A 16,259-nucleotide genomic window follows, 5' to 3' on the forward strand; every position below is an offset into this window, starting at 1 on the left:
TCAGTTCGTGCGGATGCGCTCCGGATATAGGTCGTAATCCTTGCCGGCGAGGGTGATGCGCACGGCCTTCATGTGCAGCTTGGTCTTGTCGAGATGCCGGTTGCCGAGCGCGGTGATGGCATCGCCCGGCTTGGCCGTGTCGCCGCGGAAACCGGAGCGCTCGGTCTGGTTGGGATTGCCGAGATCGACCTGCCAGAGCTTGCCCTCGGACTCGACCATCAGCATCGGATGCGGCGGGGCCATCGAGATCTTGCTGATCTTGCCCTTGAGCGTCATCTGCTCGCCCTCGGCCCAGGCCCAGCCGTGATGCGCCAGTGCCGGCAGCGCGACGGTGGCGGCGAGGCCGGCGAGAAGGACGGGAAGGCGGCGGCGGTTCAGCATCGTCATGCAACGTCTCCCTGTTCGGGCGCGCGAGCCGCGCGCCTCTCGACAACCAGCCTGCCACGGCCGGGTTGCAGCCGGGCCATCACATCTGCGTTGGCGGGGTCAGGAGCCATGCAAGCGCCTGCGGCCGCCCGCGTCGCCGCGTGCGGGGAGAATGAGGGGCAGCGGAGCGCCGCGAGGCGCGGGGTATCGGGCCGCTTCCGTTGAGCCAGGATGCGGCGCGGATGAATTGAGCCACCATCCGCACGCCCCGTGGCGCTCCGCTTGCCGGCGATTTGAAAGCCACGGGCCGCGCTTATCGGGCTGGGGGTCCTCATGCCCGGCGCTTCACGGATCAGTTCGGCTCATCGCCTCGTCATCCATTCCGCGTCCGGCCTCGGATATCCCGAGCCTTCCAGCGAGCTCCTCGCACAGGCGCCGTAGTACGCCCAGGGCGGTGCCCCGCAGCCTCCCGAGTCCGGGGTGCAAACCCGGCCGCAGGGCGCCGTCCCCGCCCCGCCATGCAGCATGCCTCCGGATGGCTGCCCCTCGGGGTGAGGTGATCAGAGAATAGGCACGGGTCGCGCAGGCGGGGATTAGTTTTCATCGGCGACGCCGGCATGGCATAAGCTCCTCATGGATATTCGCACTGAACAGCCCGCAGATTCCGACGCCATCCACGCCCTGACCACGGAAGCCTTCGCGACGGCGCCGCATAGCAGCGGCACCGAAGCGGCGATCGTCGATGCCCTACGCAAGGCCGGGGCGCTGACGCTCTCGCTCGTCGCCGTCGAGGGCAACGAGATCGTCGGCCATGTCGCCTTCTCGCCGGTGACGATCGACGGGGCGGAGCGCGATTGGTTCGGGCTCGGGCCGGTCTCGGTGCGGCCGGGCCGGCAGCGCGGCGGCATCGGCTCGGAGCTGATCCGCGAGGGCCTGCGGCGCCTGCGCGCGATCGGCGCCGGTGGCTGCGTCCTGCTCGGCGACCCCGCCTATTACGGCCGCTTCGGCTTCGCTGCCGATCCGGCGCTGGTGCTGGAGGGCGTGCCGCCGGAGTACTTCATGCGCCTCGGTTTCGGCGCGGAGCTGCCGGCCGGTACGGTGCGCTATCACGCGGCTTTCGATGTGACCTGAGGCTCAGATCGCCCAGAATTCCCGCGCGCCCGCCGGCAGCTTGGCCAGCGCGCGCTCGAAGGCTTGCGGCTCGACATGCCGGCGCAGCGCCCGTGCGACATCAGCGATGCCGCTTTCGGGCAGAATGCTGTGGTCGCCGCGAAACGCCATCGCCTCCCGCGCCAGCGCCGCGCGCTCGGCGAAGGGTTTTGGCGGCTGGCCGAGGTCCCAGTCCTGCAGGAGCATCGCCGCGAGCAGCGGCGGCAACGCGTCGGCGAAGACCAGCCCCTCGGCCGGCGTCAGGCGCGCCCGGAAAGTGACGAGCACGGCCAGCACCGACTGCCAGGTCTGATGCGTGGTGGCATGGCCGAGCTCATCGCGCGCATCGAGCAGGAAACGTTCGAGATCGCGCGAGGCATGGACGAAGGCGGAGGGGACGGTCATGGCGACTGAAAGGCCGTCTACACGATACGGTCAAATGTTAGTGCATACGCGTCTTTTGCGAGCTTTATCTGGAAGATGGCCACGTCCTTATTCAAAGACTGCGCAGCGGAAATCATTTCACCTCGACATCCAACGTCAAACCGATGACCTAGATACAGCTCCACCAGCTCATGAGGATGAAAAGGCAAGAAAGTCGCTGATTGTCCCCTTGGAACGAAAGACGGAACAACGAGGCGTAGCTCTTCTTCATAAGACCATTCGGGGCTTTTTGTTGCAGTCAGATACCGGTTGAAAGCCCGCATATCCTCCGGCTTCGGACGAGCCCCCTTGAGGGGATCGACGGGGTCGTAAAAGCTGGGCCGAACTGTGCTATAGGAAACGGGCTCAAGCAAACATAGAAACGAGTCCACAGCAGAATCCGGTTTGAAGCCGAAGACAACTCCTCGATGCTGCTCTGCATAATGCGCCCACATAAGAAGATTATCTTTGCGACGCGTTGCACAAAAAATTCCGCTGTCGCGGAATTGCGCAATTAGAGCGGTACGTCTGACCTCCAAGACATCAAGCTCAGCTTTCAACTGCGGGCACGATTCTTCGAAAGCTGGCGAGGCAACCAGCGCAAGACACTCATCACGCTGCTTCTGAGTACCCGCCCTCATCATCGACGATACCGCTGCTACTTCTTCCAACGGCAACCCTAAGCGGCACGAGAGCGCAGCAGGGTCATTTTCGATCATGTCAACGATGGTGAGAGCAGCATCTCGATGCTGCTCCTTCAATGAGCGGTCAAATAGATCATCGATATACGCATCAAAAGGGTCGTTCATTTCGGTTGGTCTGCCGAAACGCAGAGAACGATTCCTTATGATTAATTCAGCCGAACTATGGCTCGTATACTTATAAACGACGGGAAATTCACTCGGCGGCATCGCATCCCTCGAAAGCAATTTAACTAGGAACGTCGACGCCTTCTCTCCCCCGCCCCCTTAGGCCGCGATTCCGGCACTGGCCCCATCTCGTCGAGGGTCGGCTTCCGCACCCGTGAGGTGCCGGTCAGCAGCGGGTTCGGTTTCTCGCCGGCTTTCGGCCTGCCCTCGCCGCCGCCGAGATTATGCGGGCCCATATCCGCATCCGTCGGCTTGCGGGCGCGGGTCGGCGGCAGGTTGGCGCTGGAGCCGTAGCTGCGCTCGCCCTTGTACTTGCCGGCGGAGGCCTCGACATCGCCTTGCCGGGCGAGCGGATCGTCCGCGATCGCCAGCTCCGTCGCCTGCAGGCGCTTGATCTCGTCGCGCAGGCGGGCCGCCGCCTCGAATTCGAGATCGGCCGCGGCCTCGCGCATGCGCTTCTCGAGATCGGCGATCGCGGCCTTGAGGTTGTGGCCCGAGGCCGGCGCCACCAGCCCCTTGTCGACCGTGACATGGTCGCGCTCATAGACCGAGCCGAGGATGTCGCCGATGGCGCGCTTGATCGTCTGCGGCGTGATGCCGTGCTCGGCATTATAGGCGAGCTGCTTCTCGCGGCGGCGATTGGTCTCGGCCAGCGCCCGCTCCATCGAGCCGGTGACGTGGTCGGCATAGAGGATGACCTTGCCGTCGACGTTGCGGGCGGCGCGGCCGATGGTCTGGATCAGCGAGGTCTCGGAGCGCAGGAAGCCCTCCTTGTCGGCGTCCAAGATGGCGACGAAGCCGCATTCGGGGATGTCGAGGCCCTCGCGCAGCAGGTTGATGCCGACCAGCACGTCGAAGGCGCCGAGGCGCAGGTCTCTGAGGATCTCGATGCGCTCGATCGTGTCGATGTCCGAGTGCATGTAGCGCACGCGCACGCCGTTCTCGTGCAGGTATTCGGTCAGGTCCTCGGCCATGCGCTTGGTCAGCACGGTGACGAGGGTGCGATAGCCCTTCTCGGTGACCTCCTTGACCTCGTCCAGCAGGTCCGCGACCTGATGCTTGGCGGGGCGGATCTCGACCGGCGGGTCGATCAAACCTGTCGGACGAATGACCTGCTCGGTGAAGACGCCGCCGGTCTGCTCCATTTCCCAGCCGCCGGGCGTGGCCGAGACATGCACCGACTGGGGCCGCATCGCGTCCCATTCCTCGAAGCGCAAGGGCCGGTTGTCCATGCAGGAGGGCAGGCGGAAGCCGTATTCGGCCAGCGTCGCCTTGCGGCGGAAGTCGCCCCGGTACATGCCGCCGATCTGCGGCACGGAGACATGGCTCTCGTCGGTGAAGACCAGCGCGTTGTCGGGCAGGTATTCGAACAGCGTCGGCGGCGGCTCGCCCGGCTTGCGGCCGGTGAGATAGCGCGAATAGTTCTCGATGCCGTTGCAGGAGCCGGTGGCCTCGATCATCTCGATGTCGAAGGTGCAGCGCTGGTCGAGCCGCTGTGCCTCCAGGAAGCGGCCCATGCGGTTGAGCTCGTCGAGGCGGGCTTTCAGCTCCTCCTTGATCGACTTCACCGCCTGGGTCAGCGTCGGGCGCGGCGTGGTGTAGTGCGAATTGCCGTAGACCTTGATGAATTCGAGCTCGCCGGTCTTCTGGCCGGTGAGCGGATCGAATTCGGAGATCGACTCGACCTCGTCGCCGAACAGGCCGATGCGCCAGGCCCGGTCCTCATAGTGCGCCGGGTAGAGCTCGATGACGTCGCCGCGCACCCGGAAGGTGCCGCGGGCGAAATCGTGCTGGGTGCGCTTGTACTGGAGCGCGACGAGATCGGCGATGAGCTGGCGCTGCTCGATGCGCTCGCCAAGCTTCACCGAGAAGGTCATCGCCGTATAGGTCTCGACCGAGCCGATACCGTAGATGCAGGAGACCGAGGCGACGATGATCACGTCGTCGCGTTCGAGCAGGGAGCGCGTCGCCGAATGGCGCATGCGGTCGATCTGCTCGTTGATCGAGGATTCCTTCTCGATATAGGTGTCCGAGCGCGGAACATAGGCCTCCGGCTGGTAATAGTCGTAGTACGAAACGAAGTACTCGACCGCGTTGTCGGGGAAGAAGCTCTTGAACTCCCCGTAAAGCTGCGCCGCCAGCGTCTTGTTCGGCGCGAGGATCAGCGCCGGGCGCTGCGTCTCCTCGATCACCTTGGCCATGGTGAAGGTCTTGCCCGAGCCGGTGACGCCGAGCAGCACCTGATCGCGCTCCTGCCGGCGGATGCCGTCGACGAGATCGGCGATCGCGGTCGGCTGGTCGCCTGACGGGGAGAAGTCCGACTTCATCGTGAAGGCGATGCCGCCCTCCGATTTCTCGGGGCGCTCGGGCCGGTGCGGCGTCCAGGGCTTGCCGGGCTGGATGAAGGGGCTGCCGGTCTCCAGCAGATGTTGCAGCGAGGTCGCCGTCGCGGCGGCCGCGCCCTCGGCACCGATGAAGGCGGAATCCGCCTTCTTGGAGAGCTTGCGCTTGGGCCTCTCCTCGCCGCCCGGCCGTTCCAGCGCGTAGTCCGGCTTGGCCTCGTACCCGGCCTGCGGCCTGTCGCTGAAGCCGGAGGCACCGCCGGGCACCGCCGTGCCGCGATTGATCGCGGGGTTCAGCAGGTCGGCGAGATAGCCTTCGAGCGGCTTCAGCTCGGGCTTGGTCGCCTTGGAATTGGGCGTGCGGGCCGAGGACGGCTTCTTCGCCGCCTTCGGCTTGGTCGCGGTGGTGTCGGAGCTTTTCGGCATGGCCGCAATATGGGGCGGAATGCGTGATGATGCGAGGGGGTGCGGCGCATCGCAGGGCTGATTGGTGACAGGAGTTGACAGGAACGCTTAATGCAACTTTAGATTGCATATATCGGTTAATGACAACCTATGGAGATGGACCATGTCGGGGGGCGGGTCCGAAGCCGAGGCGGCGGTCGAAGCCTTCATCGCCCGCTGGCGCCTCTCGGAAGGTGCGGAGCGGGCGGCCTATGCCCAGTTCCTCAGCGAGTTCTGCGGGCTGATCGGGGTCGAGCCGCCGCAGCCGCCGACGAGCGATTCCGATGCCGTGACCTATCGCTTCGAATATCCCGTGCGATTTCCGGATGGGCTGGGCGGGCACAGCACCGGGCGCATCGACCTCTACCGGAAAGGCGCCTTCGTCCTCGAAGCCAAGCAGAGCCGCCTCAAGGGGCAGGCCAAGGAGGTCCTGCCGGCGCAAGGCGCCCTGCCCTTCGCCGAGCCGGCCGGACCGCGCGGCCGGCGCGGGGCCGATCGCGCCTGGGACGTGCTGATGCTCAATGCCAGGCGCCAGGCGGAAGACTATGCCAAGGCGCTGCCGGCGAGCCATGGCTGGCCGTCCTTCCTGATCGTCTGCGATGTCGGGCATTGCTTCGAATTCTACGCCGACTTCACCGGGCAGGGTAAGAACTACGTTCAGTTCCCCGACCGCCAGAACTATCGCGTCTATCTCGACGACCTACGCGATGCGGGCCTGCGCCAGCGCCTCGCGGCGATCTGGACCGAACCGCTGGCGCTCGACCCCGCCCGCCACGCCGCCCGCGTCACCCGCGCCATCGCCGAGCGGCTGGCCGCCGTCTCCCGGGTGCTGGAGCGCGCGCATGACCCGGAGGAGGTCGCGCTGTTCCTGATGCGCTGCCTGTTCACGATGTTCGCCGAGGATGTCGGGCTGATCCGCAAGGACGCCTTCAAGGCCCTGCTGCGCGAGTGCCGCGACGCGCCGGATTCCTTCCTGCCGCTGGTCTCGGAACTGTGGCAGGCGATGGACAAGGGCGAATATTCGACCTCCGTGCGCGAGCGCATGAAGCGCTTCAACGGCAAGCTCTATGAGGATGCCCGGGTCTTTCCGCTCGGCCGCGAGGAGATCGGCGAGTTGCTGGCCGCGGCCGAGCACGACTGGAAGGAGGTCGAGCCGGCGATCTTCGGGACGCTGCTGGAGCAGGCGCTCGATCCGCAGGAGCGAGCCCGGCTCGGCGCACATTACACGCCGCGCGCCTATGTCGAGCGGCTGGTCGTCGAGACGGTGATCGGGCCGCTGCGCGACGACTGGCGCGCGGTCCTCGGCGCAGCGCAGCAGGCCCGCGATGGCAGCGATACCCGGCGGGCGCTCGCGCTGGTCGAGGACTTCCACGAGACGCTCTGCACCACGCGAATTCTCGATCCGGCCTGCGGGACGGGGAATTTTCTGCACGTTTCACAAGAGCTTATGAAAAAGCTGGAAGGAGAGGTTCTCGACGCCGCCAGCGAACTCGGCCGCAACGAGGAGCTTTCCGGTTTCGCGACCCATCAGGTCGGGCCGCATCAATTCCTGGGCCTGGAGACCAATCGCAGGGCGGTCGCCATCGCCGATCTCGTCCTCTGGATCGGCCATCTGCAATGGCATTTCCGCACGCGTGCCCACGCGCCGCGCGAGCCTATCCTCGAAAAGCTCGACCATATCTACAAGCAGGATGCGGCGCTGAGCTGGGACGGCTGGCCGCTTCCGCACTGGCGCGACGGCCATGAAGTCCTGCCGAACCCGCGGCGGCCGGAATGGCCGGAGACCGAGTTCATCGTCGGCAACCCGCCCTTCATCGGCGGCAAGGACCTGCGGACTCGCCTCGGGACCGTCTATGCCGAAGCGCTCTGGGCCGCCCATCCGCAGATGAACGAGAGCGCCGATTTCGTGATGTACTGGTGGGACCATGCCGCCGAACTGCTGACGCGGCCGGGCACGCGCCTGCGCCGCTTCGGTTTCGTCACCACGAACTCGATCACCCAGCTTTTCCAGCGCCGGACGGTCGAGCGGCATCTCGGCGGCAAGCGACCGCTCTCGATCGTCATGGCGATTCCGGATCATCCCTGGACGAAGGCCGGGCGGGACACCGCCGCCGTCCGGATCGCGATGACGGTCGCGCAAGCGGGTTATCATGAGGGCAAGCTCTGCACGGTCCTGTCCGAAGCCGAACTCGACACCGACCAGCCCCAGATCGAACTGCGGGAGAGCGAGGGACGGGTCAATTCTGACCTCACGATCGGTGCCGACACTGCTCAAGCCTCGGGGCTTCAGGCCAATAGCGGACTCAGCTCGCGCGGCATGATGCTGTTCGGGAAGGGCTTCCTCGTGTCGCAGGAGGAAGCGCAGATGCTGGGTCTCGGCCGCAGAGCCGGGCTGGAGAAGCATATCCAAACCTACCGCAATGGCCGGGATCTGATGGCTCGCCCGCGTGGCGCCATGGCCATCGATCTGTACGGACTCCAGCCCGATGAAGTTCGGGAACATTATCCCGAGGTCTATCAACATCTGCTTCGCACCGTGAAAGCGGAGCGGGATCGCAACAGGGATGCCGATATCAAGGCAAGGTGGTGGCTCTTCGGCCGAACGCGCGACGAGATCCGCCCAGCCCTCGCTCCTCTCCAGCGCTATATCGCCACGGTCGAAACCGCCAAGCACCGCATCTTTCAGTTCCTCGATGCCTCGATCCTGCCGGACAACAAGATCCTGGCGGTCGCCCTCTCCGATGCGCACACGCTCGGCGTCCTGTCATCCCGCATCCACGAGACCTGGTACCTGGCCAGCGCCGGCAAACGCGGCGTCTACGAACGCGATGCGGTCTATGTGAAATCCCGCTGCTTCGACCCATTCCCCTTCCCCGATGCGACCGAGCATCAACGCGAAGCGATCCGCCGCCCGGCGGAAGCGCTCGATGCCCTGCGCAAACAGGTTCTGACGGAACATCCCGACCTGACGCTGACCAAGCTCTACAATGTGCGCGAGGCGCTCCACGCCGGCTACGCGCTGACGGCTGCGGAGGCGGATATCCGCGATCGCGGCCTCGTCATGATCCTCGACGAACACCACAAGGCGATCGATACCGCCGTGGCCGCAGCCTATGGCTGGCCGGCCGAGCTCGGCGAGGAAGAGGTGCTGGCCCGGCTCGTCGCCCTCAATCGGCAACGCGCGCAGGAGGAGGCTCAAGGGTTGGTGCGCTGGCTCCGGCCGGACTATCAGCGTCCGCGCTTCGGCGCCCCGGCCAAAGTCGGCGAGCAGATCGACACGCTGCTGCCGGAACCGCTATCGGCCGCCGCCGGCAAGCCCGTCTTTCCGGCCGAGGCCGTGGAGCGGGTCGCCGCCGTACTCGCGGCACTGGCGGGGAACGCGGCGCCGATCGATGCACGGGCGATCGCGGCGCGCTTCCGCCAGGGCCTCAAGGTGGAACGCGCGATCCGCGACATCCTGGTTTCGCTGGCGCGGGTCGGGGAGATCTCGACCCTCGATGGCGGACAGAGCTTCGCGCGACGACTGACCGGCACGGGATGAGCGGAAACTTCAGGCCGGCTCCGCCCGCGTCGACCGATGCGGGGACGCGAGGCCGACCAGCACAGGTTCAGGCCCGGCCGGCCAGCCAGGCTTCGATGCCGGAGGCAGCCGCGACGCCCGTCGCGAAGCTCGCCTGGAGCAGATAACCGCCGGTCGGCGCCTCCCAGTCCAGCATCTCCCCGGCCGCGAAGATACCCGGCAGGCGTTTCAGCATGAAGCCGCCATCGCATTCGTCACTGATGATGCCGCCGGCCGTCGAAATGGCACGCGCGATCGGCATGGGAGCGCCAAGGCGCAGCGGCGCTGCCTTGATCAGTGCCGCCAGCGCATCCGGCTCGGCCGGGAGGGTTGCGCCGGCCGCGTCCCGCAGCAGGGCGATGGCGACCGGTGCGAGGCCCGCAGCCTTGCGCAGGTGATTGCTAAGCGTCTCGCCCTTGCGCCGCTTCGCGAGGCGAGTGGCGAGCTCCAAGGCCGAGAGATCGGGGCGCAGGTCGATATCGATCGTGGCGGCGCCATCGCGCCGGATCTCCTCGCGGATCGTTGCCGACAGCGCATAGATCGCACCGCCCTCGATGCCATCGGCATCGATCATCGCCTCGCCCGCGGCTTGCTCGCCGGCGCAACGGATGACGATCCGCTTCAACGGCTGGCCGACGAAGCGCTCCTTCATCTGCGGCGACCAGGCGACCGTGAAGCCGCCATTGGCAGGCCGGAGCGGCGAGACCGCGACATCGCGTGCCGCCAGCAGCGGCACCCAGCCACCGTCGGAACCGAGCCGCGGCCAGCTCGCGCCGCCCAGCGCCAATAGCGTCGCATCGGGGCGGATCGTCTCGGCTTCACCGTTCGCGAGGCGGAACATCAGGGCTCCATCGGTATCCCAGCCGGTCCAGAGCCGACCAGAGGCGAGCCGAACGCCTAATCCGTCGAGCCGGCCGAGCCAGGCGCGCAGCAGCGGCGAAGCCTTCATTGCACGCGGAAATACACGGCCGCTGGAGCCGATGAAGGTCTCCGCACCGAGCTCGTCGGCCCAGTCGCGCAGAGCCTGCGGCGGGAAGGCGCGCAGGGCCGGTTCCAGCCAGTCGCCCGCCTCGCGGTAGCGCCCGAGAAAGGCGTCCAGCGGCTCGGAATGGGTGAGGTTCAGGCCTCCGCGCCCGGCGAGCAGGAACTTGCGGGCGGGCGAGGCCATGCGCTCGTAGACCGTGACGCGATGCCCGGCGCTCGCCAGCCGCTCGGCAGCCATGAGGCCGGCCGGGCCAGCGCCGATGATGGCGATTTCACGCGTTTGCACGATGCACTCCAAGGCCGATGCCGTCGTTCCGGGCGTAGCGAAGCGCAGACCCGGAATCCATCATAGAGCGCATCGCCTTTCGATGGTTTCCGGATCGGTGCCGCGAACGCGGCTTGTCCGGAATGACGATGTGTTTCATTCGCTTCGATGCACTACCCTACCCGCCTCAGAGCGGAAACTGCCCAGAACATCAAATCGATGCCGACCATCGCCGCCTATATCGGCGCCGCGCTCTTCGAGATCGCCGGTTGCTTCGCCTTCTGGGGCTGGCTCAGGCTTGGCAAGCCGATCTGGTGGCTGGTGCCGGGACTATTCTCGCTCGGGCTCTTCGCCTGGCTCCTGACGCTGGTCGAGAGCGCGGCGGCAGGGCGCGCCTTCGCCGCCTATGGCGGGGTCTATATCGCCGCCTCGCTCGGCTGGCTCTGGGCGGTGGAAGGCATCAGGCCGGATCGCTGGGATCTGACCGGCGGCATCATCTGCCTCGCTGGCGCCGCGATCATACTGGCGGCGCCGCGCTGATGGAGAGCTTCAACCGCCCGAATGCGCGGCGGGAATGAGCACGGTCGGCATCTCGCGCTGCTCGGCGGCGGCCTTCGTCTCGCGCAGACGGCTCTCGCGCAACTCGTTGGCGCTCTCCAGGATCGGATAGGCGATCGAGACGATATGGCCGTGGATGCGCTTGAGATCGCGGATGATGTCGAGATGGATCGCGCTGGTCTCGATCGATTCCGACCTGCCCGAGCGCAGGCGCTGGAAATGGCTGTCGGTGGCGCGCCGCTCGGCATCGCGCATCGCCGCCTTGTCGGCGAAGAGCTGGCGGGCGAGATCGAGATCGCGCGTCGCGAAGACGTTGAGCGCCAGTGCCAGCGCGGAGGCGACGCGATGATGGAAATCGCGGATCTCGGCCAGGCCCTCCGGCGAGAACGAGTAGCGCTTGCGGATCTTCTTCTCGGCAAGCTCGCGCAGGTTCTTGTCGATGACGTCGCCGATATGCTCGAGATTGGTGATCAGGGTGATGATCTCGAACAGGCGCCGGCTTTCCTCCTCGGACAACTCGTTGCGCGAGACCTTGACCAGATAGAGCTTGATCGACTCGTGAATGGTGTCGACGCCGTCATCCGCCTGGGCGATGGCGCGCGAGAGCTTGAGCTCGTCCTTCTCCAGCAGTGTCATGGTATCGCGCAGCATGGCCTCGACGCGATCGCCGAGGCGCAGCGCCTCGCGCATCGCGCCGGCAAGCGCCTCGGTCGGGCTGTCGAGCGCGTTGGGATCGAGATAGCGCGGCGTCACCGCTTCGGCCTTGTCCTGCTTGCCGGGCATGAAGCGCTCGACCAGGCCTGAAATCGGCCCGACGAAGGGCAGGAAGACCAGCGCGCCGACAACGTTGAGCACGACATGGAACTCGATGGCGAGCCGGGCCTCGGACGAGGAGAAGCCGATGAGCCAGGTCGAAAGCGGGCCGACGAAGGGCAGCACCGCGAGAGCCAGGATCAGGCGCGTCAGCAGGTTGCCGACGGCGGCACGGCGCTGGGCAGCGGGCGCGCCGAGCTGGTCGAGCACCGGGATCACGGCATTGCCGAGATTGGCGCCGATGACCAGGGTGAGCGCCGTCGCCGGCGGGAACAGGCCCGACGCCGCGAAGGTCGCGACGAGCAGGATGATGGCGATGCTGGAATGGACGAGCCAGGTCGCGGCGATGGCGGCGAGGATGCCGAGCAGCGGCTCGGAACCCATGGCGCTGAGGACGACGCGGAAGGTCGGCGACTGCGCCAGCGGGGCGGCGGCGGCGTTGAGCTCGATCAGCGAGAGCAGGATCAGACCGATGCCGACCAGCACGCGGCCGATATTGCGCGGGCGCTCCATCGCCTCGCTGGAGAGATACATGGCGACGCCGATGGCGACGCAGAGCCCCCAGAGCCAGCCCAGGTCCATCGAGATGACGAAGGCCGCGAGCGCCGTGCCGAGATTGGCACCGAGCAGGACGGCCAGCGCCATGGCCGGCACGATCAGCGCCTGACCGGCGAAGGAGGAGACGAGCAGCGTCGTCGCCGTCGAGCTCTGCAGCACCATGGTCACGGCAACGCCGCTGCCGAAAGCGGCGAAGCGATTGCGCGTGAAACTCTGCAGCGCCTGCCTAAGCTGCGAGCCGAAGGCGCGCATAGCGCCGGTTCGCACCAGCCTGACCGCCCAGATCAGCAGCGCGACGCCGCCGGCAAGGTGGATCAGGATATTGGTAGCGCTCTCGCCCATGGCCATTTTCGTGCGGTCTTTCCCCGATTCAGGCGTTGATCTTCGGCCAAATCTATCAATTTTTGATTAGCCAACTCAACAGAAATACACACTGAAAGTGCTGATATTTGGGCGGCACTTTCAGCCCTGGTGGCTCCACGAAGGGAGATGCCTGGTTTTCGTCGGCACTCAGGCTGGCGGAATCAGCGTCACGCCGGATTTGGCGAAGGAAACCGAGACCGCGGTACCGGGCGTCAGCATCTCACGCCCGCCATATTGCACGACGAAGAGCTCACCGACCTCGCTCTCGACCATGATGTCGAGATGGTTGCCGAGATAGGCGCATTTGCGGATCGTGCCCGGCAGCGAACCGCCCAGCCCCGGCTCGCCCAGCAGCAAAGCCTCCGGCCGGATCGCGACCTTGGCGGATCCCGGCCCGATGCCGCGCGCCGGCAGGGTGACCGTGGCGGAGCCGATCGCGACATCGGCGCGATCGTCAGTCACAGCCTTCACCGTGACGTCGATCAGATTCGCATCGCCAATGAAGTCGGCGACGAAAGCGTTGGAGGGCTGCTCGTAGAGGTCGCGCGGCGCGCCTTCCTGCGCGATCCGGGCATTCGACATTACGATGATGCGGTCGGAGACGGCGAGCGCCTCCTCCTGATCATGGGTGACATAGGCCACGGTCAGGTTGAGGTCCTGCTGCAATTCGCGGATTTCCTCGCGGACGCGGCGGCGCAGCTTGGCATCGAGATTGGAGAGCGGCTCGTCGAAGAGCAGCACCTGCGGCTCCAGCACGAGGGCACGCGCCACCGCGACGCGCTGCTGCTGGCCGCCCGAGAGCTCTGACGGGTAACGGTTCTCGAATCCCTTGAGGCCGACCAGCGCCAGCTTCTCCAGCGCCATCTGCTTCGACTGCTCCTTGCCGAGGCCCTTCACGGTCGGACCGTAGGCGGCGTTGTCGAGCACGCTCATATGCGGGAAGAGCGCATAGGACTGGAACACCATCGAGACGTCGCGATCGGCAGCCGAGAGCTTGGTGACGTCCTTGCCGCCAATCAGGATCTGGCCGTCGCTGGCGATCTCGAGGCCTGCGATCATGCGCAGGGTCGTGGTCTTGCCGCAGCCGGAGGGACCGAGCAGGGTCACGAGCTTGCCGGCTTCGATGGTGAAATTGATGTTGTCGACCGCCGTCACCGCGCCATAGCGCATCGAGACGTTGCGGAATTCGACGGAAGCGGGTCCGGCCTTGGCCATCTTGAGTCTTTATCCTTATCCGATCGCGGGAGCGGGCGCCGGGGCGGCAATCGTGGCGGTGCGGCCACGCCGGCCGAGCTTGCGCTCGCCGACGAAGAACTGGATGAGGACGATGCCGAGCGCCATGAAGACGATCAGCACCGAGGAATAGGCGATGGCGAGGCCGAACTCGCCGGCCTCGACGCGCCCGACGATATAGGCGGTGGAGAGGTTGTATTCGGCCGAGACCAGGAAGATCACGGCGCTGACCGCCGTCATCGAGCGCACGAACGAGTAGACCAGCGCCGAGACCAACGCCGGCTTGAGCAGGGGCAGCACCACGCGCCAGAGCGTGGTGAAGCTGCGGGCGCGCAACGTGGTCGAGGCCTCGTCCAGGCTCTTGTCGATCTGCGAGAGGCCGGCAATGCCGGAGCGCACGCCGACCGGCATGTTGCGGAAGACGAAGGCGATGACGAGGATCAGGCCAGTACCGGTGATCTCCACCGGCGGCACGTTGAAGGCCAGGATATAGGCGACGCCGAGCACCGTGCCGGGAATGGCGAAGGAGAGCATCGTCGCGAATTCGAGCCCGGCCCGGCCGCGGAAACGCTGGCGCGTCAGCAGATAGGCGGTGAGCAGGCCGATCACCGCCGTCAGCGGTGCCGAGATCGCCGCCACCTTCACCGTGGTGAAGAAGGACGACCAGGCCGAGCCCTGGAAATAGATGCCGTCGCTGAAATCGATGGCGAAGCCGGTGATGTAGTGCTGCAGGGTCGGGGTGTAGTCGCGGCCCATGTTGCGGACGAAGCCGCCGACCAGGATGACGATGTAGATCACCACGGTCAGCGCGACCCAGGGCACGATCACGGCCGCAGAGAGCCAGGTGATGCGACGCGGCAGCGGCGTCGGCAGCCCGGCATCGCCCTTGCCGGTGACCGTCGTGTAGGATTTGTCGCCGAGCCAGCGCTGCTGCACCCAGAAGGCGCCGAGCGTGAAGGCGAGCAGCACGATGGCGAGAACCGCCGCCTGCCCCTGGTTGTAGGAGGCGCCGACCACCGCGAAGAAGATCTTGGTCGAAAGCACCTCGAAATTGCCACCGAGCACCAGCGGATTGCCGAAATCGGCCATGCTCTCGACGAAGCCGAGCAGGAAGGCATTGGCGATGCCGGGCCTGAGCAGCGGCCAGGTCACGGTGCGGAAGGTCTGCCAGCGCTTGGCACCGAGCGTCTGCGAGGCCTCCTCCAGGCTGGGCGAGATGCCCTGCACGACGCCGATCAGGACGAGGAAGGCGATCGGCGCGAAGGCCAGCACCTGCGCCAGCAAGACGCCAGGCAGGCCGTAAAGCCAGCGCGAGCGCGGGATGTCGAACCATTCGTAGAGAACGGTCGAGACCGCGCCGGCGCGGCCGAAGAGCAGGATCAGCGCGAGGCCGATGACGAAGGGCGGCGTGATGATCGGCAGCACGGTCAGGGCGCGCATGACGCGCTTGCCGGGCATGCCGGTGCGCAGGATCAACAGCGCGCAGGCGAGGCCGAGAAGCGTGGTGATGACGCCGCAGAGCACGGCCAGGACCAGCGTGTTCCAGGCGACGCCGCAATTGACGTTGGCACTGAGGCAGCCCAGCCCCCAGATCGAGGAATCGAGGAAGCGCTCGAAGAATGCCGCGGGCGCGAAGGCGCCGTTCTGGTCGACCAGCGCGCTCTTCAGGATGATCGCGACCGGGAAGAAGATGAAGATGCCGATCAGCAGGACAACGAGGCCGATCGTCGAGGTCGTGAAGAGGTCGCCGCGGCAGACGCCGCGATAGGCCAGCCCGTGGCAGAGCAGGAAGAGCAGCGACAGAAGCGTCAGGAAGGCACCGCCGCCGATGCCGCGTTGCGAGGCACCTGCGCCGCCGAGCAAGGCTGCAAGCCAGGAAATGCCCTGGTCCTTCAGCACGATCGAGAAGGCCTGGGCGAAGAACAGGACCATGCCGAGAAGGCCGGCCCAGACCAGCACGGTCGCCGTACGCTGGCGGTCAGCGCTGCCCCAGAACATCGTCGCAGCCGCGAGCGCAATGCCGACCGGCAGGAGCCAGGGCGCCTGGCCGGAAAGGGAAAGCGCCAGCGCGCTGCCCGCCTTGCCGAACGGATATTCGGCGAGCCAGGCCCAGTTCGTCAGGCTCATGCCCTCGACGAGATACCAGGGCATCAGCGCATAGCCGAGCCAGCCGATCAGCAGCACGAGTCTCGTCGCTGGCGCCATGGTTGCCCTGCCCTCACATTCCTTGTCGGTCCGAACCGGTTGCCCCGGCTTTCACGGCCCAGCCTTTACCCTGCACCCGAACCACCAGCGTCATCCCGGACGCAGCGAAGCGGAGATCCGGGATCCAT

11 protein-coding genes are annotated in these 16,259 nt (G+C 66.3%); 3 read left to right on the top strand and 8 right to left on the bottom strand.

Features of this window, described 5'->3' with window-relative positions:
• Window positions 1–387 carry a DUF6152 family protein gene (locus tag ASE61_RS16745; RefSeq protein ID WP_061968747.1) on the bottom strand — a complete coding sequence of 129 codons (387 nt, stop codon included), beginning with the start codon at window positions 385–387 and terminating at the stop codon, window positions 1–3.
• A gap of 612 nt (window positions 388–999) precedes the next feature.
• Between ASE61_RS16745 and ASE61_RS16750 the strand changes: the two genes are divergently transcribed.
• Window positions 1,000–1,497, top strand: coding sequence for a GNAT family N-acetyltransferase (locus ASE61_RS16750; protein ID WP_061968749.1), 498 nt, complete (start codon window positions 1,000–1,002; stop codon window positions 1,495–1,497).
• Between the two features lie 3 nt (window positions 1,498–1,500).
• Here the strand turns inward: ASE61_RS16750 and ASE61_RS16755 are convergent, their stop codons facing one another.
• From ASE61_RS16755 to uvrB, 3 genes are all read right to left on the bottom strand, one after another.
• Window positions 1,501–1,920 (bottom strand): DUF2267 domain-containing protein, encoded by a 420-nt coding sequence (locus ASE61_RS16755; protein ID WP_061968750.1) that lies wholly within the window; start codon window positions 1,918–1,920, stop codon window positions 1,501–1,503.
• 17 nt (window positions 1,921–1,937) lie between these two features.
• On the bottom strand, window positions 1,938–2,747 hold the full coding sequence (locus ASE61_RS26035) for a DUF2971 domain-containing protein (protein WP_162260111.1): 810 nt from the start codon (window positions 2,745–2,747) through the stop codon (window positions 1,938–1,940).
• 125 nt (window positions 2,748–2,872) lie between these two features.
• The gene (gene uvrB, locus ASE61_RS16760) at window positions 2,873–5,575 is read right to left on the bottom strand and encodes an excinuclease ABC subunit UvrB (protein ID WP_082617485.1); all 2,703 of its coding nucleotides are present in this window, start codon (window positions 5,573–5,575) and stop codon (window positions 2,873–2,875) included.
• A 142-nt stretch (window positions 5,576–5,717) separates the two neighbouring features.
• Between uvrB and ASE61_RS16765 the strand changes: the two genes are divergently transcribed.
• Entirely contained in the window at window positions 5,718–9,134 is a 3,417-nt protein-coding gene (locus ASE61_RS16765; RefSeq protein WP_061968752.1) for a class I SAM-dependent DNA methyltransferase, read from the top strand.
• A gap of 67 nt (window positions 9,135–9,201) precedes the next feature.
• Here the strand turns inward: ASE61_RS16765 and ASE61_RS16770 are convergent, their stop codons facing one another.
• On the bottom strand, window positions 9,202–10,425 hold the full coding sequence (locus tag ASE61_RS16770) for an NAD(P)/FAD-dependent oxidoreductase (protein WP_156407145.1): 1,224 nt from the start codon (window positions 10,423–10,425) through the stop codon (window positions 9,202–9,204).
• A 195-nt stretch (window positions 10,426–10,620) separates the two neighbouring features.
• On the opposite strand from ASE61_RS16770, the gene ASE61_RS16775 reads away from it, so the two are divergent.
• Window positions 10,621–10,941, top strand: coding sequence for a YnfA family protein (locus ASE61_RS16775; protein WP_061968754.1), 321 nt, complete (start codon window positions 10,621–10,623; stop codon window positions 10,939–10,941).
• Window positions 10,942–10,950: 9 nt separating this feature from the next.
• Here ASE61_RS16775 and ASE61_RS16780 read toward each other — a convergent pair whose 3' ends face one another.
• The 3 genes from ASE61_RS16780 to ASE61_RS16790 form a co-directional block, all read right to left on the bottom strand.
• The gene (locus ASE61_RS16780) at window positions 10,951–12,672 is read right to left on the bottom strand and encodes a Na/Pi cotransporter family protein (RefSeq protein WP_061968756.1); all 1,722 of its coding nucleotides are present in this window, start codon (window positions 12,670–12,672) and stop codon (window positions 10,951–10,953) included.
• A gap of 168 nt (window positions 12,673–12,840) precedes the next feature.
• Window positions 12,841–13,908: an ABC transporter ATP-binding protein gene (locus tag ASE61_RS16785; RefSeq protein ID WP_061968757.1), complete on the bottom strand. Its 1,068-nt coding sequence runs from the start codon at window positions 13,906–13,908 to the stop codon at window positions 12,841–12,843.
• Between the two features lie 15 nt (window positions 13,909–13,923).
• Window positions 13,924–16,131 (bottom strand): ABC transporter permease, encoded by a 2,208-nt coding sequence (locus tag ASE61_RS16790; RefSeq protein ID WP_061968759.1) that lies wholly within the window; start codon window positions 16,129–16,131, stop codon window positions 13,924–13,926.
• Between the last annotated feature and the right edge of the window lie 128 nt (window positions 16,132–16,259).

The sequence above is a fragment of the Allobosea sp. Root670 genome, assembly GCF_001429415.1.
Classification (GTDB): domain Bacteria; phylum Pseudomonadota; class Alphaproteobacteria; order Rhizobiales; family Beijerinckiaceae; genus Allobosea; species Allobosea robiniae.